Source organism: Paenibacillus sp. J2TS4, from assembly GCF_018403245.1.
Taxonomy (GTDB): domain Bacteria; phylum Bacillota; class Bacilli; order Paenibacillales; family NBRC-103111; genus Paenibacillus_L.
On record NZ_BOSH01000003.1, the window covers coordinates 577778 to 599855 of the forward strand.

A 22078-nucleotide genomic window follows, 5' to 3' on the forward strand; every position below is an offset into this window, starting at 1 on the left:
GAAAGTAGGTCGTTATAAATGAAAGGTGCTGTATTGTTCGATCTTGATAACACTTTAGTCAATAGAAAGCTGGCCTTTCGCGAATATAGTGAGAGATTAATGGATCGATACCTGATCGTTAGCAGTCCTGAAGAAAGAGAGAGTATCCTTGATTACATACGTGAAGCAGACCGGGATGGTTACAGGCGAAAGGCGGAGTTGTACAACGAGCTTCTGGAACAATTCAACTGGAAGAAGGAAACGAGTCTGGATGAACTGCTGGATTTCTGGAGTTCAGAATTTTATAAATGTACGATATTGATGGAAGGAGCGCTAGAGGTTATTCATCATCTTAAAGAGAAGCAAATCAAGCTAGGTATAATTACTAACGGCGCCGTCTATTCTCAACATGCCAAAATTGATCAGGTCGGTTTGCGCAAGTATTTTGATACGATTGTCGTCTCCGATGAAGTCAAGCTTAAAAAGCCGGATCCGCAAATATTTGAGCTGGCCCTGGAGCGATTAAATGTGGAAGCTGAGCATAGTTTTTATATTGGCGATCATTCCATTAATGATGTTGCGGGAGCGGAGGATGCAGGGCTTACAGCTATATGGTTCGAAGGGTTTCGCGAATGGGAAGTGGATGCACGCAAGCCGCAATATCGGATTGGTCATTTAAAAGAATTAATCGATGTCTTTGAACAGATTGGTTTGTAGTACCATGGCGGGAACGGAGGTCATACAAGACTAGGGATCGGACAATTAAAGGGATGTAATGCAATAGTGCAGTCGACGAGTGACTTTTGGCCCCATTTCGACAGATCTACTGCAAATATACAGTACATTCGGCCATTTAGGGCCGAAAATGGATGGATCGGAAGATTTGACTGTAGAATTGCAGTCGATGACTCTAAAGGAGCGGATTCCTGCCAAAAGTAATGTAGGAATGCAGTCAAATGCCGGCGATGCTCGTAAGCTTGAACATATGCTTAACGACCGCGGGTCACCGTACTTTGTCGGACCGAGGCCTTGCAGAAGGGGGACGGGACGCTGGCATTATCAAGCGGAGAGACTCTATCTATCGGGCTCTGTGTCTGGACGCTTGATCAGCTGCCCAACCCGATGCTGTGCAGGGTTGGTTGCCGCTCACTCCGGATGGCCAGTGAGGGTGGATGTTTGTTACCGGGTCCAGGGAGCACAAGGTGAAGTAATATAGTCCTCTTCTTCATGTCCAGTTAATGAGCATGTCTCATTATTAAGGCCTGTGGCCCCACTCCTTCAAGTGGGGCCACAGGCATTTGGTTCTCGGGTGGAGCTCTATTCCCATCCTCGGACACTCCGAAATTAGTCCTGTGGAGCTGAGGTCTTTTTAATAAATAAGGAAAGCAGCAGAGCCAGGATAGCGAAGCCAAGGCCGACCACGAAGGAATTATGAATCCCCGAGAGCAGGGATTCGGCCATTTGGACCGGCGTAGGCTCGGCAGTCAAGCGGCCAAGAAAGGCTTGTTGTCCGGAAGCCATAATACTGATGAACAGGGCAACGCCAATCGCTCCGGATATTTGCTGCAGTGTGTTTAATACGGCCGTTCCATGGGGATACATCCGGCGGGGCAGCTGGTTCAGCCCGTTCGTCTGTGCCGGCATCATAATCATGGCGATGGCGATCATAAGCAGGACATGCAGCACGATCAGGGTCGTCGATGTCGTATCTATAGAGATTCGGGTAAACAGCCACATAATGATTAACAGCAGGCAGGTCCCGGGAATCACCAAAGCACGCGGTCCGAATTTATCAAACAGGCGGCCTGTAATTGGAGAAATAAACCCGTTAAGCAAGCCGCCGGGAAGTAGAACGAGTCCGGCTGCGAATGTCGTCATCGCGAACACACCCTGCATTAGAAAAGGAAGCAGCAGCATAGTTGAAAACATCGTCATCATAGCAATGATGAGCAGAACGGTCGTCAAGGTGAACATCGGAAATTTGAAAACGCGCAGGTCAAGCATAGGTTCTTTCGAATTAATTTGTCTGATGACAAATAACAACAGAGAAATGCCTCCAATAATTAGAGGGAGGTAAACCTGCGGGCTGGACCAGGTCAACTCACTTTTACCCGCGTTGCTGAACCCGAACACAATGCCTCCAAAACCGAGAGTAGAAAGCAGGATCGACAGGACGTCCACTTTCGGCTTGGTGACGGGCGTTACATTTTTCAAGAAAATATATGAAACAATAATAGATAAGAAGGCAAAGGGAAGCACCAGAAAAAATAACCAGCGCCATTCCGCCACTTGCAGGATCAACCCCGAAAGCGTGGGACCGATGGCCGGGGCAAACATAATGACCAGCCCAATACTGCCCATAGCCGCTCCGCGCTTCTCCGGAGGATATAGCACCAAAATCGTGTTCATTAGTACGGGCAGCATGAGACCGGCTCCGCCCGCCTGAAGCAAACGGCCAATTAATAATACTTCAAAACCAGGGGCGATTCCGCATATTAATGTTCCTACAGTAAACAGGATCATGGCGCCCAGGAACATCTGCCTCGTCGTAAACCATTGGACCAGCAGAGCGGATACAGGAATTAACACACCGACGACTAACATGTAACCGGTAGCCAGCCACTGCAGGGTGGAGGCGGATACGTCCAACGAGATTTCCAATTGCGGCAGGGCGATATTCAACAGAGTCTCATTTAAAATCGAAAAAAAGGCGCCGATAATTAACGATATCAGAATCGGGAGTTTCTTAATCTGTTGAAGTTCATTCACTTCCGAGCTTGCTGATGAAGCAGCAGTATTCACTCTCTCTCATCCAATCCATATTTTATTTTTTGTTATAAGGGCGTTCTTTAAAGCGAGCTTTCTTCAGCGGCAGGGGGAAGACACTTTATTTTGCAATAATATTCATCAAATTGTCAACCTCTAGCAGAGAATAGCCTGCATGGGCCATCTGTACTGCAGGATCCCGGTGCTATAATAGACCGCAGCACTTCCAGCCACTGCGGATACGCCAATAAAAGGCAACCGCAGCTCCCAAGGAGAAGCTCCATGTAAGCGATAATAGAATCGGGCCTGACGCACCCCGATTATCGCTATGCATCGAGTCGTCCGCCATCGCCGCAATAAAAAGTTTTCAAAGAGCAACCTGTACAAGTTCATTTTATATTAGCACATATGTTCTGTTTTTGCCAAGCAAAAAGGCTAGTCATCTCATGATTAAAAATCACAAATTGATAATTATATTTGATGACGCTGCGTCACCTTCAATGAATAACTATCATCTATAAAAACTTTGTCAGCTGCGCCTGAAGCTTCCTCAATTAAAAGAGCGACCTGCCAATCAGATCGCAGATCGCTCTAATTACAAAGCTTTTATTCCACACGAATTCGGAGCCCGGGGTAGGCATCACTTAGCTCGTTGGCTTTCGCTCCAATCTCCGCTTTGTTCAACCGGCCGGCAAACAGCTCGGCTTCAGGCTTGAACGTGACGCTCGTGCCGGTCTCATTCGTCTCGCCAACTGTCATCAGTCCGGATTGCGGAATGCCGTGCCGATACTCTTGCCGATAAATTCCGCCATCTCGCCGGATCTCAACGCTTAGCGTGCGCGACAGCGCATTGACTACCGCGATGCTGATTCCTTTCTCCGCCCCGGGAGCGAAGAACGAAAGCTCGGGATCGCTGAATAGGTCGAGCTTGGTCATGACGGATTGCACCTCCGGCTGGCCGGTTTGTGGCAGCAGTCGGGTTGGAATTCCCCGGCCGTTATCTGCAACGGTTGCGCTGCCATCATCATGCAAGTAAATGCCCATCTCGCTGCAGTAGCCCGCCTGATGCTCCAGGATCGTATTGCTGACGACGGCCCACAGAAGCTGATGGGGATCGTATCCTTCCTTCGTGGCAGCCCCCAAATAGTTATGAGCCTCATTGCGCGCTTCGGTCATATCGATGTAATCGCTTGTGTCGATTAAATCTGCAACGGCCGACAGCAGAAACAGAACCGGAAACCGGCGGTGATCCGCAATCGTATAACGCCCGCCACGCTCTTCCTGCATCAGCAAATCGGCCCCGGTCAAAGCCTTTAAATGATGATACAGCTGTCCGGTTGTCCCCATGTTCAGCCGTTCCACAAGCTCCGCTCCGGTAAGAGGGCCGTTCCATACCTCCAGAAGCAGATCCAGCCTCTGCTTGTGTCCAAGCGCGGAAAGCACCTTAGCCGCCTTACCTCTGTTGAGGCCGAGCAGTTCATCGAATGGTCTTTGCTGCGGCTCACACCGGATCGTCTGATCCTCGCTGCGGTAAAAGCCCGAGAAGTAAATCGCGCCTGATTCCGCGCTGCCTTCCTGCAAAGGCGCATTCTGCTGCGAGCGGTCGATCCCTCTTGCGGACGCACCTGTGAACGCAGATTTTTCCCCCAGTCCAGCCATATTCCGGACCAACCTTTCGAGCTCCGCCATGCTTGCCTTCAAAGCATCCAACTCAGCGCCATAGTTTCGATCCATCGATACACACTCTCCTTAAGGCTTGAATTAAACACGCTGGAGAATTGTTTAATATTTAATTACGTAATTACGTGTTTGCGCATATTTTACTCTAAATTGGCATGGTTGTAAATGGAAATTTGCTTTCAAGCTCATGAAAGTGTACACGTTTTGTGAATGCACAATTCTCCTGCCGGCGTTACACCATTTTGGCAACAAAGAAGGGGATTAAGGGAAAATATAGAAAACTATCTATGCAGTTTTAATCAAAGTTAATATGTAAACGGAGGTTGGGATAACGATGAAATTGTTTATGTCCGCAGATATGGAAGGCATTACGGGATTAATAGATCCGACGTTTATCGATTCAAGCAAGCAGAACTATACTCGAGGTCAGCATTTGATGACCGATGAAGCGAATCATGTAATTACTGCGGCATTTCAAGCCGGCTGCAAGGATGTGATCGTCAATGACAGTCATTCCAAGATGAACAATTTGCTTATTGAACATCTTCACCCGGAAGCGAAGCTGATTTCTGGGGATGTCAAGCCGTTTTCAATGATGCAAGGGCTGGATGCCAGCTTTGATGCTGCAGTATTCATCGGCTACCACGCGCGAGCTTCCATGCAAGGGGTTCTTAGCCACACCATGATATTCGGCGTCCGTCATATGTACATAAATGATGTCGCGATCGGTGAATTTGGATTTAATGCTTATTTGGCGGGTTATTACGGTGTGCCTGTCGTTATGGTCGCAGGGGACGATAAAATCGCTGCAGAAGCGGAGGCGCTTATTCCAGGCATAACGACGGCTGTTGTTAAGGAACAAGTTTCGCGTACGGCAGCGCTCTGCCTGACTCCGCACAAAAGCGGTCAGCTGCTGCGCGAGAAAACGGCGCATGCTTTGCAAAATATAGCGAAGGTGAAGCCGCTCACCCCTCCGGATCATCCGCTGCTCCGGATCGAGTTTGCGAACTACGGTCAGGCGGAATGGGCGCATCTGCTTCCGGGAACTCACATAGAGGAGGGGACCACGGTCGTCACCTATCCCGCGAAGGATATATTGGAAGCCTACAAGGCGATGGTCGTCATGACGGAGCTGGCGATGAAAACACGATTTTGTTGAAATTTTTGTTGAAATGATTACTGACCGGTGAAAAAAATGCCAAAAGCTTGCAAAAATGCAGGCTAGCAGGAGGATACTGCAATGATAATACGAACGGTATCGTTATGTTTAATACGGAAGGAGGACCGGATTCTGGTTGAGCAGACGTTCGATGAAGCGGTGAAGAAAACCTTTTACAGACCGATTGGAGGGACCGTAGAATTCGGAGAAAACAGCAAACAGACGGTCATAAGAGAAGTTAGGGAAGAAATCTATGCGGAAATAAACGAACCGGAATTGGCATTTGTCATTGAAAATATTTATAAATACATGGATCAAATTGGACATGAAATTGACTTTATATATGAAGCGGAGTTAGTAGATAAGAATTTATATGAGAAGGAGGAAATCGACGGGATCGAAGGAAATAGTAAGTACAAGGCGGTATGGAAGCCAATAGAGGGCTTTGTGGATAACAAGCTGGAGAAGCTTGTGCCGGACGGATTGTTGGATTTACTGTTAGAACGTGATAGGGGAAGAACGAGCCGAGTTAAGCACAACAGAACTACTTGAGTCTTTGCGTATATAGGAGGAAGGATTTGACAACGGTCCAATTGGTAAAACCTATAATGAAGCTGGAAATCAATAAAGTCCTCGTAGTATGTGATTCAAATAATATTGCCTCCAAGAAAGTCATCCTTAAGAACGGAGGCATTCCAGATGAGGACTATATAGAAGAGGACGGCAGCGTTATAAACCGATTTTGGATAGAACCTTAAGGATTCGGCAGAGGGAGTCCATCCGAAAAATCATGGAGAAAGGAAAGTGCGCAGCATGGACAATAACCAAATTTATCTGGATAGCATCCAGAAACAGTTTGAGTACTACAAAGCATTGGGAGAAAAGGCGATCGATCAAGTAGAGGCGGAGCAATTATTTGTTACTTTTAACGAGGATACTAACAGTATAGCTACCCTGGTGAAGCACTTATGGGGGAATATGCTGTCCAGATGGACGGATTTTTTAACGACGGACGGGGAAAAAGCTTGGCGGGACCGAGATGCGGAATTTGAAAATGACATCCAGACGAAAGAAGAGCTCATGCAGAAATGGAACGAAGGTTGGGATTGTCTGTTTAACGCACTGCATTCTATCGAACCCGATCAATTATCCCAAATCATCTATATACGAAATGAAGGACATACTGTTATGGAGGCTATTAACAGGCAGCTCGCGCATTATCCCTATCACATTGGACAAATCATTTATGCCGCTAAGCTGCTGAAAAAAGAGGAGTGGAACAGTTTATCGGTTCCCAGGAATGGCTCGCAAAAATACAATAGCGAAAAATTTTCCAAAAAACGTTCTATCAAAAATTTTACAGACGATGAACTAAAAAAACTGAAATAAAACTAAAATGGTCGGTGGAATTACGTTTCAATAAAAGCATGATGTGCTAAATCGTCAAGTTTAGGAGATTATATGAAATTAACAACACACAAGAAATTTGTGCTGATCGATATCGCTTTAATAGCCCTATGCGTATGTTTTTTTATTCTGTACGGGAGCCGCTTTGCAGTTGTCTTTTTTTGCGCTCTCAGTCTCGGTTTTATCATTTTAAGAAGAATTGATTTTAAAAAGCATGTGGGATTAAGAAGAATCGTTGTCGCCTGCTTCATCATTTTTGGCGTTTCTTTTGTCATTATTGAGGGATGCGTCATATCCGAGATGGGAGCAAAGGCAGACCGGGTTTCGAATGCGGATTATGTGATTGTACTAGGCTCGGGTCTCAAAGGGGTGGACTTGTCAACCACCCTGAGGCAAAGACTCGACGCGAGTGTTAGCTACGTCAGTCAGAACACGCACGTTCCCGTTATTGTTTCGGGCGGTCAGGGACCAGGAGAACATATTCCAGAAGCGGTTGCCATGAGAGACTACTTGCTCAGCCTTGGCATCTCCGAAGATAGGATCGTGCTGGAAAGCCAGTCTACCAGTACTAAAGAAAACCTGTTATTCTCAAAATCGATCATACATGAGAACGGAATAGAAAATCCGAAGATCGTCATTGTGACAAGCGATTATCATATGTTTAGAGCGAAAATGCTGGCTAGAAAAGCAGGATTTGAAGCCTATGGAATATCCAGCCCGTCGCCTGTTCATCTTAAGCCGATTAATATGATTCGAGAGTACTTTGCCATGATTAAAGCATTGTTATAAACCAGTAACGATAAGGAGCCGCTTGTATGAAAAAAATATGGGCTGGAGGAATCCTCTTATTTAATGGAGTTATTTTATTTTTGGGAATATATATACCGGCAGCCATCTATGCTTCCCGATTAACAGGCTGGACAACACCTCCCGGAAGGCTGGGCACCGCTTTAGGTGAAATGGGCGGGACCATACCGTTCGTATGTTCTATCCTGATGATGATTCTAGGAATCATCTTCATTCTATGGGAAAGCTTTAGTCGCGGAATAAGCCATATAGTTAACCCTGCTTCTTCCCAGGAACCGCCGAGTGAAGTCCGCAGCACAGATAATCCGGCTAATTAATAACCATGAAAGCAGAGTGGGATAAATGAGACAGTAGGAAGTTGGTTGTGATACCAAGTATTCTGCCACGGAAAAGATAGTTCAATAAACTGCCTACCCATTGGTTACAAAAATAGCAATCGATAAGAAATCTGTTGTCAGGTCATGTGCTAAAATCAAAGCAATGGATGAACTAAGAGGTGATTTCAATGAAAATTACTACAAAAAACATTTTTGTCAATTTGCCGGTCAAGGATTTGCAGAAGTCGATCGATTTCTTTACGGCGGTAGGCTTTGAATTTAATGCCCAATTTACTGATGATAAGGCAACTTGCATGGTGATCCACGATAATATTTTTGCGATGCTGCTGGTGGAAAACCGCTTTAAAGATTTCACCAAGAAAGAAATTGTGGATGCCACGAAGAGCACGGAAGTAATAATCGCTTTATCGGCTGAAAGCCGGGAACAGGTGGATGCAATTGTCAATAGGGCTCTGGCCGCTGGCGGAAAGCCTTCCAACGATCCGATGGACCATGGCTTTATGTACGCATGGAGCTTCCAGGATATCGACGGTCATCTCTGGGAAGTCTTGTATATGGATGAAAGTGCCCTCAATTAGTAGTAAAATGGATAATATAGACCGATTATCCAAAGGAGAAAGCTATGTGCCGAAACATCAGAACGTTATTCAACTTCGACCCTCCGGCCACTGATGAGGAGGTTCAGGCGGCCTCGCTGCAGTTCGTGCGAAAGCTATCGGGGTTTAACAAGCCGTCGCAGGTTAATGAAGCGGCGTTCCATCGCGCGGTGGAAGAGGTCACCCTGGCCGCCAGCCGATTGTTGAACTCTATGGTCACTCATGCCGAGCCTCGCAATCGCGAGGTCGAGGCAGAACGGGCGCGAGTTAGAGCCGCAAAACGGTTTGGGAATGGGAATGCCTAGTTTTCAGAGAAGTTATGGAAGAAAGAGGGAGAACGGAATGGTTCTCTCTCTTTCTTTTTTGTTGGATGTTTCTTGCAAGATAAATCAAGAGGCAGCAGACATGTTGACTCTTAAAGACTTTTATTGATCATCACAGAATAAACCACATAAAACAACAATAATATATTGACAACGGTCATAATCAGTATGTAAAATAGGTAAAAAAAGAAGAACAGTCATTGGCATGTGGTTCGGGGGAAGAATCTTCGCCGATAGGTTATTTCAGGAGGGGAAGGGATGTCACTAACCTTTGAAGAGCGGAAAAGGACGATTTTACAACAATTGATGAAAGACGAAAAAGTCCGGGTTCCTCAGCTGTCGGAACAGCTGAACGTTTCGATGGAAACGATACGCCGCGACCTGGATCGTTTGGAGAAGGAGGGTCTGCTCAAAAAAGTATACGGCGGGGCCGTTAAAACGCGATTGATTATGAACGAGCCGCCCTTTTTGCAAAGAGCGCAAATGAACCGCGAGGAGAAAGAAGCCCTTGGCAGATGCGCTGCCCGGCTCGTCAAAGACGGGGAGACGATCATGATCGACAACGGAACGACTACGGTCGAAGTGATCCGTTATTTACGCGATCGGTCTGATGTAACGATTGTCACGCATTCCATCTCGGCCATGCTGCTGGCGGCGGAGCTGTTTTCCGGACGGATTTTTTTTGTTGGCGGCGAGGTTGACGTCAAACTGCAGTCGGCGGGCGGATCGCTGACAGAACGTATGCTTGAGCAGTTTAAGGTTCATAAAGCGTTTATTTCCGTCGGGGGCGTCTCGCTTGTCGATGGCATTACGGACTACGATGTTAACGAGGCAAGTATTTCCCGCAAAATGATGGAGCGCGCGGAAGAAGCCATCGTATTGGCCGATCATTCCAAGCTGGGGGTATCGACGTTTGCCAAAATTGCAGATCTTCAGGAAGTATCGATGATTGTGACCGATCGGAATTGTCCTGCGGAATGGATCGGGCATTTGCGGGAGAAAAATGTTGAAATCATATTGTCAGAGTAGGAGATGGAGTCCGTGAAGGTTGATTTTCATTTTCATCTGGAGGAAGGGCCCTATTCGACAGGGTGGCTGCAGCGTACGGCTAAATCCTTGGAGAACGTATACAAGAACGATGAATTGTTATCCGGGGAAGCGCATACATTGTCATGGATCAACGAGCTCGGCGAGGTTTTGCAGCGGCGATTGCGGAACGGCTGTTTTCATGAGGAGTGGCTCTCGCATTATTTTCGGATCGGGACAGAAAGGGGCATTCAGCGGTTCGGGATGGTGGATCATCTGTACCGTTTTACCGAATTTCGTTCTTATTACGAGAATCATATGATTCTGGATCATACGCCTCTCGGACGAATGCAGCGTTATTGGCTCGACAGGGTATGCGTCGGCTCGATCCAACCGTTTATACAGTCGGTCCATGCTGCCAAGGATAGAGGGGTTCCCGTTTCGCTCGGGATCGAAGCCGATTATTTCCCGGGCGGGGAGGATGAGCTGCGCGGGCTGCTGGCCCGTTATGAGCTGGATTATGTCATTGGATCGGTTCATTTTCTGGACGGCTGGGGCTTCGACAATCCGGAAACGCAAGATCGTTTTCAAGGGCAGGACTTGGTCTCGCTGTACGAACTTCTGTTTGAAACCGTCAAGAAAGCTGCGGCGAGCGGAATGTTCCATATCATCGCCCACCTGGATAATTTGAAGGTGTTCGGCTACCGGCCGGATGAAGCTTTGCTGCTGCCTATGTACGAAGAGGTGGCCGCAGCCCTCAAGCGGGCGGATGTGGCGACGGAAATCAACACCGGTCTGGCTTACCGTTATCCTGTTAAGGAGGCGTGCCCGAGTCCCGGCTTCCTGCAGGTGCTGTGCAAACACGGGGTGCCTATAACGATGAGCTCTGATGCACATTTTCCGGATGATATCGGCACGATGCTCGATGAAGCGGCCGAGCGGTTATTGGCTGCGGGTTATACCGAAATTGTTTATTTTCAGGCAGGCAAGCGGCTTACCGCATCCTTGCGTGATTAAGAAAGGGGAACGGATTCCTATGAAGTCTGTGTTCACATTTCGCGAAAATAACACGTTTACGATTGCGCAGTTTACGGATGTCCATTGGAGTGATGGGGGAGAGCCCGGACTGGATAACGAACGGGAAAATGCCCGCTCCCGCAAGCTGATGCAGATGGTTCTCCGGGAGGAACAGCCCGATCTCGTCGTTTTTACCGGTGATGTCATTACCGCCGGCAGATGCCATGACCCTGCCAAGTCGTTTCACGACGCCGTATCCGTTGCCGAGGAACATCAGGTACCATGGGCGGTAGTATTCGGCAATCATGATACGGAGGCTCAGATCACGAGACAGGAACTGATGGAGGTGGTGACGGAACACCGCTATGCAGTTGCTGATCCCGGTCCGGCGGAAATAAGCGGAGTAGGAAATTATGTACTGCCCATTCAGGATGCGGATGGGCAAACGGGAGCGGTGCTTTATTTCTTCGATTCCGGAAATATGTCCTGTGTTCCGCATGTCAAAGGGTATGATTGGATCCGGCGCGACCAGGTCGACTGGTATGAACGCGAATCCCTTCGCATGACGGCACAGAATGGGGGCAGCCCGCTGCCGGGACTTGCTTTTCTCCATATTCCGCTGCCTGAGTACCGCGAAGTATGGGAACGCGAGGTGTGCTTTGGGCATAAGCTCGAGGAAGTGTGCTGTCCGCCGGTGAACAGCGGGTTATTCTCGGCCATGGTCGAAAGGGGCGACGTCATGGGAACCTTTGTCGGGCACGACCATATTAACGATTATACGGGCTGGCTGCACGGCATTAGGCTCTGCTACGGGCGGGCGACCGGGTACAACACCTACGGACGCGAAGGTTTTCCGCGCGGCGCGAGAATGATTCGCCTCCACGCCGGCAAACGGGGGTTCGACACCTGGCTTCGCCTGGATGACGGTTCTGTCGTGACCGAGCAGCAGGAACACCAACCGACCGGCTAGTAAACGGTTGGAAGCCGTACGGGACGGATACTTCATAAAGATTTCCAGTAATAACTCCTGGACAATAAGATAAGTAACAAAAGCAGGCAGACCATCCCTCGACAACGGGGCTTTGGCCTGCCTTTTGCGTACCGTTATGACATTAGCTGATCGCTCTAAGCTGGAAAACTATCGAACGAAACATCCCGGCGACATCCCGGTAGCTATTCCGAGCCGGTTCCAACAGTTGATGGTATTGACCGCCATGATCAGATCAATATATTGCTTTTCGTCAAAATGGGCACGTACCTGGCTGTACACATGATCGGGCACCCCGGCTTCCGAAATGTTGGTAAGATGCTCGGTCAGCTCCAGAACGGCTTTTTCCTTGTCTGAATAAAGGTCGACCTCACGCCATACGGTAAGAAGCAGGATGCGGTCGATGCTCTCGCCATTCTTAAGCATATCTTTGCCGTGCTTATCGATACAGAACGAGCAGCCGTTGATTTGCGAAACCCTCAATTTAATCAGCTCGTATAAGTCCCGATCCAGGCCGCTCTTTTTGACGAAGGCTTCCAACGCCATCATCGCCTCGTAGGCCGCAGAATTTGCTTGATAGTGATTAATTCTTAAACTCATTTCTAATTTCCTCCTACCCTAGATGATTTGCTTACATTAATAAGACAATCAAGCCCCCCGATTTGTGACATGAGGCTTAGGGAAAAGTATAATGAAACAGAAAGAGCAGAAGCTCATCATGATTCTTGGGGCTATTTGCCTCGAGGAGCGGGGGAGATGAAGGATTGCTAGAAGAGGTTTATTCCCGTTACAAAGGCCTGCTGTTCCGGATCGCTTACCGGATGCTGGGATCGGCAGCGGATGCGGAAGATATCGTGCAGGATGTATTTGTAAGTATATCCATGCAGGACTGGAATCAGGTCTTGAATCCCAAATCCTATTTAGTGAAAACGACAATTAACCGCTGTATTAATTTGCTGCAATCCGGTTCCCGCCGGAAGGAGCAGTATTTGGGCCCGTGGCTGCCGGAGCCGATGCTGGACAGCATTCATGGACAGCCGGAAGAGATGGCGGAAAGGGACGAGCGGGTGAGATACGCGCTGCTGGTCATGCTGCAAACCTTGTCTCCGCAGGAACGGGCACTTTTTATTCTGAAGGATATTCTAGGGTACAGCTATCCGGAAATAGCTGAGCTGCTGGAGAGGACCGAGAGCAACTGCCGGAAAATATTCAGCCGGGCCAAGCAGAAGATGAACCAGGCTTCGCCGGAGCTGGCAGAAGGCTCCGATGAAGAGGCAGGAGAAGAGGCGACTATTTTTGTTAAACAGTTTATACATGCTGTTCAAACCGGGGATGTTCAAGGTCTCGTCAAGCATTTGCGGGAAGAAGTGGCGCTCATCACGGATGGCGGCGGTAAAGCAAAAGCGGCTTACAGGCCGATCTTCGGCAATAACCGTGTGCTCGCTTTTCTGCGTGGCGTGAATGCCAAAGGCACTTTCGATGGAGAGATGTCCGCCGTCCTTTTGAACGGGGAGAGCGGAGTGCTATTAACGCGCCAAGGACGAACCGTCCTGGCCATTTGTTTTCACTGGGATGCGTGTTCGAGACGTATCATGAACATTTATATGGTCATGAACCCGGATAAACTTCGACGCTTTCAGCAGATAGAACACTAATGCAGAAAGCTATTAGAGGATTAGGAGAGTTTATATGGATGCGGATAAAAAGCTTAGGCGAACGGACGATGAGTTCACCATTGAATGCAGCGACATTATTTTACGAGAATACAGAATTGAAGATTTGGATGAACTGTATGCTCTGACCCAACAACCTGAAATTATGGAGTTTTTGCCGGATTGGAACGTTTCCAAGGAGCAAAGGCTTCATTGGTTGATCCATTATGAAACCGTTGAAAACAAAAAATTCATCCAAGCGGTTTCGGAAGGAGGGCATATTGAGCAGCTTCGTCTTCGTCTAGGAATTATTTTGAAGGAAACCAACGAGTTTATAGGCTGGTGCTGTACGGGAATAAAGGAGGAATTATCACCGCCAAACAGAGAGATTATGTTTGCCATATCCAGAGATCATAGAAGTAAAGGTTATACTACCCAAGCCGTACAGGCCGTGATCAAGTGTTTATTTGAGCGCACGAATGTGGAGGAGCTTAACGCCGTAGCCCTGATCCATAACATACCTTCCAATAGAGTGATCCAAAAATGCGGGTTTGACCTTGTGAACAGGATTGAGATCGACCACGAGAAGTACAATCATTACAAAATTCACAAGAGTAAGTGGCTGAATGGAAATATAGCTGATCTTTACCTTTTATAGTGTGCGGGATTATTATAAAATCAAGCCAATAAATGTGAATTTCGCAATGCCAAAATTATATAGAATGGTAGATTCAAACAAACAAGCAGAGTACAGCAAGTCGAGATCGCCTTAGCTCTAAGATTAATATTAGGGGTATATCTATGAAAAATGAACCATTGAGCTTACCAAGCAAATTAATAAACACGGAAGAAATAATAAAAATAACTCCAATAAATCAGGGCAGACATTACCAAACTCTGAATATATTAGAGCTTAACAATTCACAGAAGTACGTGTTAAAAGCAAAGAGTGTGGAGCAACCGGGAAGTTTGTATGACGAGGCTGCAAGGTTGAAATGGATAGAGGGCAGACTTCCAGCTCCGAGATTCGTAGATTACCAAGTGGATAATGGATATGAACATTTAATTATGACATTTGTGGAAGGCTGTTCAGCGGATCAATATGAGCCGGAAGAAGGGCAAAAAAGCTTAGGTTATCTGCTAGGAGAAGGATTAAGAACTGTACATAGTATTGGTATAGAGGATTGTTGCTTTAATGATTTTGCCCCTGACAAATTAATTAACATGGTTAAACGTAACATTCAGGAGAGAAGCGACGAGGTCATGGAGATCATTAACAGGTCCTTTCCTAATCATACCCCGGAACAACTTCTTGATTTTCTTGAAAAGAATAAAGCGTCCGCAGATCAATTGGTTTTCACCCACGGCGATTACGGTTCCGCAAATATTATGATAAATCATGGCGAAATAACCGCTTTTATCGATCTAGGCGAGGCCGGGGTTTCCGATCCGTACTACGATATTTATTATTTGGTAAAAAGTCTGACCTATTATAACAATAGGGCCGAAGAAGTAGAGAACTTCAAGAAAGGCTATGGCATTCAAACTTTAGATGAAAATAAATTGAAATTCCATCAAATCATCGATACCTTATTGTTGTGATACACGTTTCAGGCAATGACAGATGTGCAGGGCAACTTTCCCGCCTTAGAGCCGTATTGAAAGATATGGATCGAGGCAGGACATTCAACAAATTTATTGTGCTGTAGAACCCTAGGACCAAGGATGCACAATGACTCAAATTTATGGAGATGATTGCGGATGGGGACGGTAACTTTAAAGCGGTTTAACGGAATCGAGAAGTTCAGGCTGGCGGAATCGAGAGCTTATGTCACCCGCAAGCTGGATGATCCGGGAACAATCATCATGTGGTTTGAGGCAGAGACCGAAGAGCCTATCGAGACTGTACCGGATACCGATTTGGTCATTGAAGGTGAGTTTGTGTTGGAAGATTATGAGGAATGGTGTGGTTAGCGAGTTCATTACTGCCAGTTGTAACATGTCTGTAAAAGGTTGACAAATCCACCCCATTCAGAGTAGAATCCACTTGTACTCTCCGGATGGTGAGAGGGATCCCGTATAAATGGATGACTTAGAAGCTCTCTCTTTTCAGGAGGAGCTTTTTTAAATTATAAGGATCTATAAACTTCGTACTTATAATCTAGCGTATAAATCACCGCCCAACGTTAATCCGCCGTTAAAGGATGGCTGCAGCCGCTTCGTTTACGCTTGTTCAGTTGCGAGACTACCTACTCGTTTTTAGGAGGCCTTCATGGAAACTTCATATCGTTATCAAGTCCTTGTAGTGGAAGATGACCCCCATATAAGACGTTTTGTATCGATCAATCTGGATCAGAACGGGTTCGCGGTCACGGAGGCCGCTCTAGGCGCGGAGGCTCTGCAATCGATCTCGAGCCACCGCCCCGATGTTGTGGTGCTGGATATTATGCTGCCGGATATGGATGGCTTTGAAATTTGCAGAAAGATCAGGGAAAGCAGTCCCGACATTGCGGTTATCTTTTTGACTGCGCTCGGTAAAGATTTGGAGAAAATAAAGGGACTCGAGCTCGGCGCAGACGATTACATCGTTAAACCGTTCAATCCGCTGGAGCTGATAGCTCGCCTCAGATCTGTACTGCGCCGTACCCGGAACAGGGATGAGCGGTCAAGAAGGGTGCTGAAGTCCGGCCCGCTTCGGATCGATCTGGATTCCAACAAACTATATAAGCACGAGTGTTATATCGAATTAACACCGAAGGAGTATCAGTTAGTCAAAGTGTTCATGGAGCATCCGGATAAAGCGATGGATCGGAATGAACTGTTGAACCTTGTCTGGGGGGAGGATTTCGTCGGAGATCCGAAGACGGTAGATGTGCATGTCCGCAAGCTAAGAGAAAAAATTGAAGACGATGGCTCCAAGCCGGTTTATATCGAAACGGTTTGGGGGACAGGATACCGCTGGAGAAAGGACGGGTAACGGTTGGGAATCAAAAAAAGAGTCGTCGGCAGCAATCTCATCGTGATGATTATGACCGTTTTTATCCTGGAGTTATTTGTCATTTCCTTTGTGCATCATTATTATTATCGCAATGTCGAAGGGATTCTTACGAATCAGGCCGAATTGAGCGCTTCTTTCTTTCATCGCTATTTAACCGCTGATGATCTGGATAATCATTCGGATCGATTGTTGGACAGCTTTGCGCAAAATTCCGCCGCACAGGTTCAAATTATCGATTCGTCCGGACGCCTTCTTCAGGACTCTGCCGGAGTCCCAAGCGGAATGATTCTGATCGAATATCCGGATGTCCAAGAAGCCCTCAGCGGGAACACAGGCAAGTGGAGAGGACGCCTGCCTTCCACCCATGAAGCTGTATTGGCGGTAGCCTATCCCTTACAAGTGAATGAGGCTGCGGTCGGGGCGGTCCGATTTATGACATCTTTAAGCGAAACCGACCAAGCTGTGAAGCAGATTTCCACCATTTTTATATTTGCCGGGATCGCGGTTGTTGTTATTGTTACTGTACTTAGCGTCTTGCTGTCAAGCACCATTACTCGCTCCGTCACGGAACTTAAGCTTGCGGCAGAGCAAATGGCTGAGGGGAATTGGGAAGCAAGGGCCAGGAAGCGTTACAAGGATGAGTTGGGTACACTGGCCGACACCTTAAATATGATGGCAGCGAAGCTGGCACACAACGAACAGCTCAAAAATGATTTCATTACATCGGTTTCCCATGAACTTCGTACTCCGCTAACGTCTATCAAAGGGTGGGCTTTTACGTTGAAAGCGAACCAAGGGAAGGACAAGGCCTTGCTTGATGAGGGTCTGGAGATCGTTGAGATGGAAAGTGACCGATTATCCCAAATGGTTGAGGAATTACTTGATTTATCCCGATTGAATAGCGGGAGAATTTCATTACTTATCGCCCCCCTTCATCTGCCCAAATTGCTGCGGTATATCGGCAAACAGCTCGCTCCCAGGGCAGCCCGGCAGGGTGTTGCGCTGGAGGTGCGGGCAGACGATTCGCTTCCCGTCATCCAAGCCGACGAGAACCGGTTAAAACAGGTGTTGATTAATGTCATCGACAACTCTCTTAAATTTACAGATTCGCAAGGTAGCATTACTATTCAAGCCCGAAGGGCAGAGGATAGGGTCACCATAACGGTGAAGGACACCGGAGCGGGAATTGCGCAGCATGAATTAGCTCATGTTATGCGCAAGTTTTACAAAGGAAATCATCAGGTGGCGGGCAGCGGCCTGGGATTATCCATATCGGAGCAAATCATCGGGCTGCATGGCGGACGCCTGTTAATAGACAGCAGAGCCGGAGAAGGAACGAAGGTCGAAATCGTTCTCCCTATCCGCTCCGATCCAATTTAACTTTTTCATAACCCTTTTTATTTCTCTGCAAGATAGAATAGATAGAGTACGCCGAAGAGGTGAAGGAGAGCATGATTTTCCGCAGATGGACTTGGACGGGACTTATTGTTTCCTCGTTATTCTGGACGGGAGGCTGTGAATTTCCCCCGGCTCCTGCTGATACGATCAAGCCTCCGTTCCAAGCGGATGGCTATCTGCATACCGATGAATTCCTGACGATGGTCCGAGCTTTGCTGCCGGACGGAGCGCGGCTTGTGCTGCCGATCTCTGGCACCGGGAAGCATCCCGTTACGTTCGGGGATATGGATGGAGATGGCGTGGATGAGGCGGTCGTTGTATATGAGGAAAGTCTCTTTACTGGCAGAGAGCTCAAGGCGGCGCTTCTGAAGCAGCAGGATCGGCAATGGCACATCGTATCGGATTTGAAAGGGATCGGCTACGACATCGATTATGCAGGCTTTGTAGATACGGATAGAGACGGAAATGCCGAAATGATTTTGGGATGGTCTTTAGGGGCAGGGGTTAATGGGCTGGACGTGTACAGATGGAACAACAATGCATTGGAATTAGTGGATAATAAAGGTTATTATGGAAAGTTTAAAATGGAATGATACAGCATCTATCGCTATACTAGGCTTGGAGGATTACTTGAATGCTTGGAACTGCTAAGACTGGAAAATTCAAATGGGTATGGATCACGGGGCTTTCCCTGTTCGTCATCTTGCTGCTCATCGTTATTTATTACAGCTATTCTTTAATTCATTTTGGCCAACAAATTCAAAAAAAGACTGGAAATGTGCCCCTGAATGAAGGCAGGGCCGAGCATCAGCCGGAGCCCAACCCCATTCCAGAATGGGAGGGGCAGGAAAGATTGAATATATTGCTTCTGGGCGGAGACGGAAGATTGGACGAAGACCCCGGACGCGCAGATACGATCATGGTCGTTTCGATCGATCCTGTAGCCAAAACCGCTCATCTGTTTTCCATCCTCCGAGATACCTATGTGGATATTCCCGGACATGGTCAGAATCGGATCAATGCGGCCCTCTCTTTTGGCGGGCGTGAGGGGCCGGAGCTGACACAGAAGGTTGTCGGCGATTTACTCGGAATTCCCATTCATTATTACTTTTTTCTGGAGTTCGAAAGCTTCATCCGCCTGATTGACGCCATTGGAGGAATAGAGTATTACGTTGAGAAAGATATGAAATATACGGATACGGCAGATAAAGAGGATTACCAGATCGATCTGAAGGAAGGGCTGCAGCTTCTGGACGGCAACAAAGCTCTTCAGTATGTCCGATTTCGCAAAGATGCTCTGTCCGACTATGCGCGAACGGAACGTCAGCGTCAATTTTTGAAGGCTGTAGGTCAAAAAATGCAATCGGTCACTACCCTGGTCAATCTTCCAAATATATTAAACCAGATCGCTCCCTACATGGAGACGAATATGGATTCCAAGACCATGCTCAAGCTGGCTTCGCTAGGTTATCGCTTGAACCAGGATTCCATATACACCCTTCAGCTGCCGCCAATGGAGCTGTTGCGGGAGGAGACGATTAACGGAGCCTCGGTGCTTACCGTCGATAAGAAACGGTTGAAGGCTTATGTCGAAGAGCTGTTTTCCTCCGATTCGGCTCAGGCAGAACATAGCATTCCGTAAAGCCGGGGGGATAGAATATTCGAAGGTTTCCGTTCTATGCTGAAAGATTCAATAAGGGGAGAACTAATGACAACAACAGAAATCGAATATCGGATTTTTAAATCTATTAATCAATGGGCAGCAGGAGACAGCTTCGTTAACCAGTTAATGATATTTTTTGCGGAGTATGCTGAATATATTTTTGTTATTGGACTGCTTGTTTACTGGTTTACCCGCAAACAGCGAAATCGTCAGATGGTGCTGCAAACGGCGCTTGCGGCCTGCACCGCTCTGGCTGTAAACAAAGTACTCGGCCACTTATTGTATCGATCTCGGCCATTCGTCGATCATGACGTGATCCAATTGATCGCACATGATGCCAATGCTTCTTTTCCGAGCAACCACGCTGCGGCCACATTTGTTATTGCAACCGCCATCTGGCTGTTTAGGAAGAAGGAAGGACGGCTGTGGTTGATTCTGGCATCCATCGTCTCGTTATCCAGAATATGGGTCGGAGTGCATTATCCGTTGGATATTCTAGGCGGCATGATGAATGGAATTCTTTGCGCGGTCGTTATTCATATCATTTTTACTAGATGGGCCTGGGCCAATCGGGTGCTTTACGCCCTGCTTCGCGTATATGAACAATTAGAACAGCGGATCTGGGTTAAAAATGAACCATCGCAGACAACCAAGCCTTATCGGTAAAAAACCAACCCCCTCAAGTCTAGCGCTTGAGGGGGTTAAGTTTCATATCTTTAGCCGATGGGTTGAAGCTCCTTATCCTTGGGCAGCCATATGGCCAGAATGCCCAGAAGAGGCAGGAAGGCGGATAGCTTCATAATAAAGGCGATGCTGGTTCCGTCAGCGACCCAGCCGAGCACGGCTGAACCGAGACCGCCGATACCGAAGGCGACGCCGAAGAATAAGCCGGAGACGAGGCCAATGTTGCCCGGCATCAGCTCCTGGGCATAGACGACGATGATGGAGAACGCCGAAGATAAGATAAAGCCGGCGAGAACGGCGACTACGCCGGTCCAGAACAGGTTCGCGAACGGCAGCAGGATCGAAAAGGGCGACGTGCCCAATATAGAGAACCATATGATGCTGCGGCGTCCGAAGCGATCTGCGAGCGGTCCGCCGAAGAAGGTGCCTATTGCGGCCGCAGCGAGAAAGGCGAACAGGAACCATTGGGCCTGGCTGACCGTTACGCCGTAGTCATCGATCAGATAGAACGTATAATAGCTGGAAATACTCGCCATATAGACGTTCTTGGAAATGACAAGCAGGATCAGAATGGTCATGGCCCCGACTACTTGCCGGTGGGATAAGCGGCTTACGGGCTTTTCCAGGATGGCGATGTTTTTCGGCTTTTTGTCAACTCGGGGCACTAATAGCTGTGCACTGTACCAGCGAGCTACATAAGCTTGAATGAGTATAGCCGCAATTGCGGCAAAGGCGAACCAGATGACGCCGGATTGGCCCAGGTGTACGAAGACGACAGCAGTCATGATGGGGCCGAGCGAGCTTCCTATATTGCCGCCGACCTGGAAGATCGATTGGGCCAGCCCGCGCCGGGAGCCGGCCGCCAAATAAGCGACTCTGGAGGATTCGGGGTGGAAGATGGCCGAGCCAACCCCCATCGCCGTAACCGCCAGCAAAATAATGGCATAATATGGGGCCAGCGCCAGCGCGATAATTCCCGCCAGCGTAAAACAGACGCCCAGCGGGAGAAGAAGCGGCATGGGCCGAATATCCGCGGAGCGCCCGATGAGCGGCTGCAGCACCGAGGCCGATATATTCATGACGAGAGCAATGATCCCAATCTGCGTGTAGCTGAGACTGAGCTCGCTTTTCAAAATAGGAAAAATAGCGGACACGGTAGACTGCATCGTGTCGTTCAACAGATGGACAATGCTAATGGCGAACAGGATTGGAAAAACCGTTGCTTTTGCCGAATCCGTAATAGAAGATGGTTTAGCCTCAGTTTGAGTACTCATGGTTAGTTTATCTGCACTTCCTTAATAAGATCATCGATAGGGGACCCATTTAATATATCACAGAAACCGGGGAAACGGATGGGATATTTTTTTGTAAAACGGAGGGTGACCCCATTGACAAAAGAAGGGTTAAATGGAAAAGTGGAAATATCCTGCGGAAATAAAAGCCTTTATGAAGGGCACGTTACCGGCCAGCAACAGCTTCATGTGGTTGATTAGCGTCAGGAAGAGCCACAACGCGAGCCGGGAGCTGCGCAAGGCAAAGATAATCCTCGCAGCGGTAGAATCGGACTTCAGTCGGAAGACTATCGATAGCTATTGAC

The 22078-nt window shown here is 47.8% G+C and carries 26 protein-coding genes; 22 read left to right on the forward strand and 4 right to left on the reverse strand.

Annotation, left to right across the window (positions count from 1 at the left end; translation table 11 throughout):
• The first annotated feature begins 18 nt into the window (after nucleotides 1-18).
• Nucleotides 19-696, forward strand: coding sequence for an HAD family hydrolase (locus tag KJS69_RS09835; RefSeq protein ID WP_213583539.1), 678 nt, complete (start codon nucleotides 19-21; stop codon nucleotides 694-696).
• Nucleotides 697-1323: 627 nt separating this feature from the next.
• Here KJS69_RS09835 and KJS69_RS09840 read toward each other — a convergent pair.
• A complete protein-coding gene (locus tag KJS69_RS09840) occupies nucleotides 1324-2748 on the reverse strand; it encodes an MDR family MFS transporter (protein WP_374706626.1) in 1425 nt (474 codons plus the stop codon).
• Nucleotides 2749-3351: 603 nt separating this feature from the next.
• The gene (locus KJS69_RS09845) at nucleotides 3352-4479 is read right to left on the reverse strand and encodes an ATP-binding protein (RefSeq protein ID WP_213583541.1); all 1128 of its coding nucleotides are present in this window, start codon (nucleotides 4477-4479) and stop codon (nucleotides 3352-3354) included.
• Nucleotides 4480-4759: 280 nt separating this feature from the next.
• On the opposite strand from KJS69_RS09845, the gene KJS69_RS09850 reads away from it, so the two are divergent.
• The 11 genes from KJS69_RS09850 to KJS69_RS09900 all read left to right on the forward strand — a co-directional run bounded on the left by KJS69_RS09850 (nucleotide 4760) and on the right by KJS69_RS09900 (nucleotide 12068).
• Nucleotides 4760-5584 carry a M55 family metallopeptidase gene (locus KJS69_RS09850; RefSeq protein WP_213583542.1) on the forward strand — a complete coding sequence of 275 codons (825 nt, stop codon included), beginning with the start codon at nucleotides 4760-4762 and terminating at the stop codon, nucleotides 5582-5584.
• 81 nt (nucleotides 5585-5665) lie between these two features.
• Nucleotides 5666-6136: an NUDIX hydrolase gene (locus KJS69_RS09855; protein WP_213583543.1), complete on the forward strand. Its 471-nt coding sequence runs from the start codon at nucleotides 5666-5668 to the stop codon at nucleotides 6134-6136.
• Between the two features lie 26 nt (nucleotides 6137-6162).
• Nucleotides 6163-6342: a GNAT family N-acetyltransferase gene (locus KJS69_RS09860; RefSeq protein WP_374706621.1), complete on the forward strand. Its 180-nt coding sequence runs from the start codon at nucleotides 6163-6165 to the stop codon at nucleotides 6340-6342.
• 55 nt (nucleotides 6343-6397) lie between these two features.
• Nucleotides 6398-6973 carry a DUF1572 family protein gene (locus KJS69_RS09865; RefSeq protein ID WP_213583544.1) on the forward strand — a complete coding sequence of 192 codons (576 nt, stop codon included), beginning with the start codon at nucleotides 6398-6400 and terminating at the stop codon, nucleotides 6971-6973.
• A 72-nt stretch (nucleotides 6974-7045) separates the two neighbouring features.
• Nucleotides 7046-7780, forward strand: a complete 735-nt coding sequence (locus tag KJS69_RS09870) for a YdcF family protein (RefSeq protein WP_213583545.1) — start codon at nucleotides 7046-7048, stop codon at nucleotides 7778-7780.
• A 26-nt stretch (nucleotides 7781-7806) separates the two neighbouring features.
• Nucleotides 7807-8115 (forward strand): hypothetical protein, encoded by a 309-nt coding sequence (locus KJS69_RS09875; protein WP_213583546.1) that lies wholly within the window; start codon nucleotides 7807-7809, stop codon nucleotides 8113-8115.
• 188 nt (nucleotides 8116-8303) lie between these two features.
• A complete protein-coding gene (locus KJS69_RS09880) occupies nucleotides 8304-8714 on the forward strand; it encodes a VOC family protein (protein ID WP_213583547.1) in 411 nt (136 codons plus the stop codon).
• 44 nt (nucleotides 8715-8758) lie between these two features.
• Nucleotides 8759-9037 carry a DUF2277 domain-containing protein gene (locus tag KJS69_RS09885; protein ID WP_213583548.1) on the forward strand — a complete coding sequence of 93 codons (279 nt, stop codon included), beginning with the start codon at nucleotides 8759-8761 and terminating at the stop codon, nucleotides 9035-9037.
• Nucleotides 9038-9313: 276 nt separating this feature from the next.
• Nucleotides 9314-10084: a DeoR/GlpR family DNA-binding transcription regulator gene (locus KJS69_RS09890; RefSeq protein WP_213583549.1), complete on the forward strand. Its 771-nt coding sequence runs from the start codon at nucleotides 9314-9316 to the stop codon at nucleotides 10082-10084.
• A 3-nt stretch (nucleotides 10085-10087) separates the two neighbouring features.
• Nucleotides 10088-11098 carry a PHP domain-containing protein gene (locus tag KJS69_RS09895; RefSeq protein WP_306434402.1) on the forward strand — a complete coding sequence of 337 codons (1011 nt, stop codon included), beginning with the start codon at nucleotides 10088-10090 and terminating at the stop codon, nucleotides 11096-11098.
• Between the two features lie 19 nt (nucleotides 11099-11117).
• On the forward strand, nucleotides 11118-12068 hold the full coding sequence (locus tag KJS69_RS09900; RefSeq protein WP_213583551.1) for a metallophosphoesterase family protein: 951 nt from the start codon (nucleotides 11118-11120) through the stop codon (nucleotides 12066-12068).
• Nucleotides 12069-12236: 168 nt separating this feature from the next.
• On the opposite strand, the gene KJS69_RS09905 is transcribed toward KJS69_RS09900, so the two are convergent.
• Complete coding sequence (locus KJS69_RS09905) at nucleotides 12237-12686, reverse strand: carboxymuconolactone decarboxylase family protein (RefSeq protein ID WP_213583552.1); 450 nt, start codon at nucleotides 12684-12686, stop codon at nucleotides 12237-12239.
• 164 nt (nucleotides 12687-12850) lie between these two features.
• Between KJS69_RS09905 and sigJ the strand changes: the two genes are divergently transcribed.
• The 9 genes from sigJ to KJS69_RS09950 all read left to right on the forward strand — a co-directional run bounded on the left by sigJ (nucleotide 12851) and on the right by KJS69_RS09950 (nucleotide 20463).
• Nucleotides 12851-13741 (forward strand): RNA polymerase sigma factor SigJ, encoded by an 891-nt coding sequence (sigJ, locus tag KJS69_RS09910; RefSeq protein ID WP_213583553.1) that lies wholly within the window; start codon nucleotides 12851-12853, stop codon nucleotides 13739-13741.
• 34 nt (nucleotides 13742-13775) lie between these two features.
• Complete coding sequence (locus KJS69_RS09915; protein ID WP_213583554.1) at nucleotides 13776-14396, forward strand: GNAT family N-acetyltransferase; 621 nt, start codon at nucleotides 13776-13778, stop codon at nucleotides 14394-14396.
• Between the two features lie 143 nt (nucleotides 14397-14539).
• On the forward strand, nucleotides 14540-15340 hold the full coding sequence (locus tag KJS69_RS09920; RefSeq protein WP_213583555.1) for a phosphotransferase: 801 nt from the start codon (nucleotides 14540-14542) through the stop codon (nucleotides 15338-15340).
• A 159-nt stretch (nucleotides 15341-15499) separates the two neighbouring features.
• On the forward strand, nucleotides 15500-15712 hold the full coding sequence (locus tag KJS69_RS09925) for a hypothetical protein (protein ID WP_213583556.1): 213 nt from the start codon (nucleotides 15500-15502) through the stop codon (nucleotides 15710-15712).
• Nucleotides 15713-16010: 298 nt separating this feature from the next.
• Nucleotides 16011-16715 carry a response regulator transcription factor gene (locus tag KJS69_RS09930; protein ID WP_213583557.1) on the forward strand — a complete coding sequence of 235 codons (705 nt, stop codon included), beginning with the start codon at nucleotides 16011-16013 and terminating at the stop codon, nucleotides 16713-16715.
• A 3-nt stretch (nucleotides 16716-16718) separates the two neighbouring features.
• Nucleotides 16719-18116 (forward strand): ATP-binding protein, encoded by a 1398-nt coding sequence (locus tag KJS69_RS09935; protein WP_213583558.1) that lies wholly within the window; start codon nucleotides 16719-16721, stop codon nucleotides 18114-18116.
• A gap of 71 nt (nucleotides 18117-18187) precedes the next feature.
• Entirely contained in the window at nucleotides 18188-18727 is a 540-nt protein-coding gene (locus tag KJS69_RS09940) for a hypothetical protein (protein ID WP_213583559.1), read from the forward strand.
• 41 nt (nucleotides 18728-18768) lie between these two features.
• The gene (locus KJS69_RS09945; RefSeq protein WP_213583560.1) at nucleotides 18769-19776 is read left to right on the forward strand and encodes an LCP family protein; all 1008 of its coding nucleotides are present in this window, start codon (nucleotides 18769-18771) and stop codon (nucleotides 19774-19776) included.
• Nucleotides 19777-19842: 66 nt separating this feature from the next.
• The gene (locus KJS69_RS09950) at nucleotides 19843-20463 is read left to right on the forward strand and encodes an undecaprenyl-diphosphatase (protein ID WP_213583561.1); all 621 of its coding nucleotides are present in this window, start codon (nucleotides 19843-19845) and stop codon (nucleotides 20461-20463) included.
• Between the two features lie 50 nt (nucleotides 20464-20513).
• Here the strand turns inward: KJS69_RS09950 and KJS69_RS09955 are convergent, their stop codons facing one another.
• Entirely contained in the window at nucleotides 20514-21755 is a 1242-nt protein-coding gene (locus KJS69_RS09955; RefSeq protein WP_213583562.1) for an MFS transporter, read from the reverse strand.
• A gap of 133 nt (nucleotides 21756-21888) precedes the next feature.
• Between KJS69_RS09955 and KJS69_RS09960 the strand changes: the two genes are divergently transcribed.
• Nucleotides 21889-22077 carry a hypothetical protein gene (locus KJS69_RS09960; RefSeq protein WP_213583563.1) on the forward strand — a complete coding sequence of 63 codons (189 nt, stop codon included), beginning with the start codon at nucleotides 21889-21891 and terminating at the stop codon, nucleotides 22075-22077.
• Nucleotide 22078 lies beyond the last annotated feature (1 nt).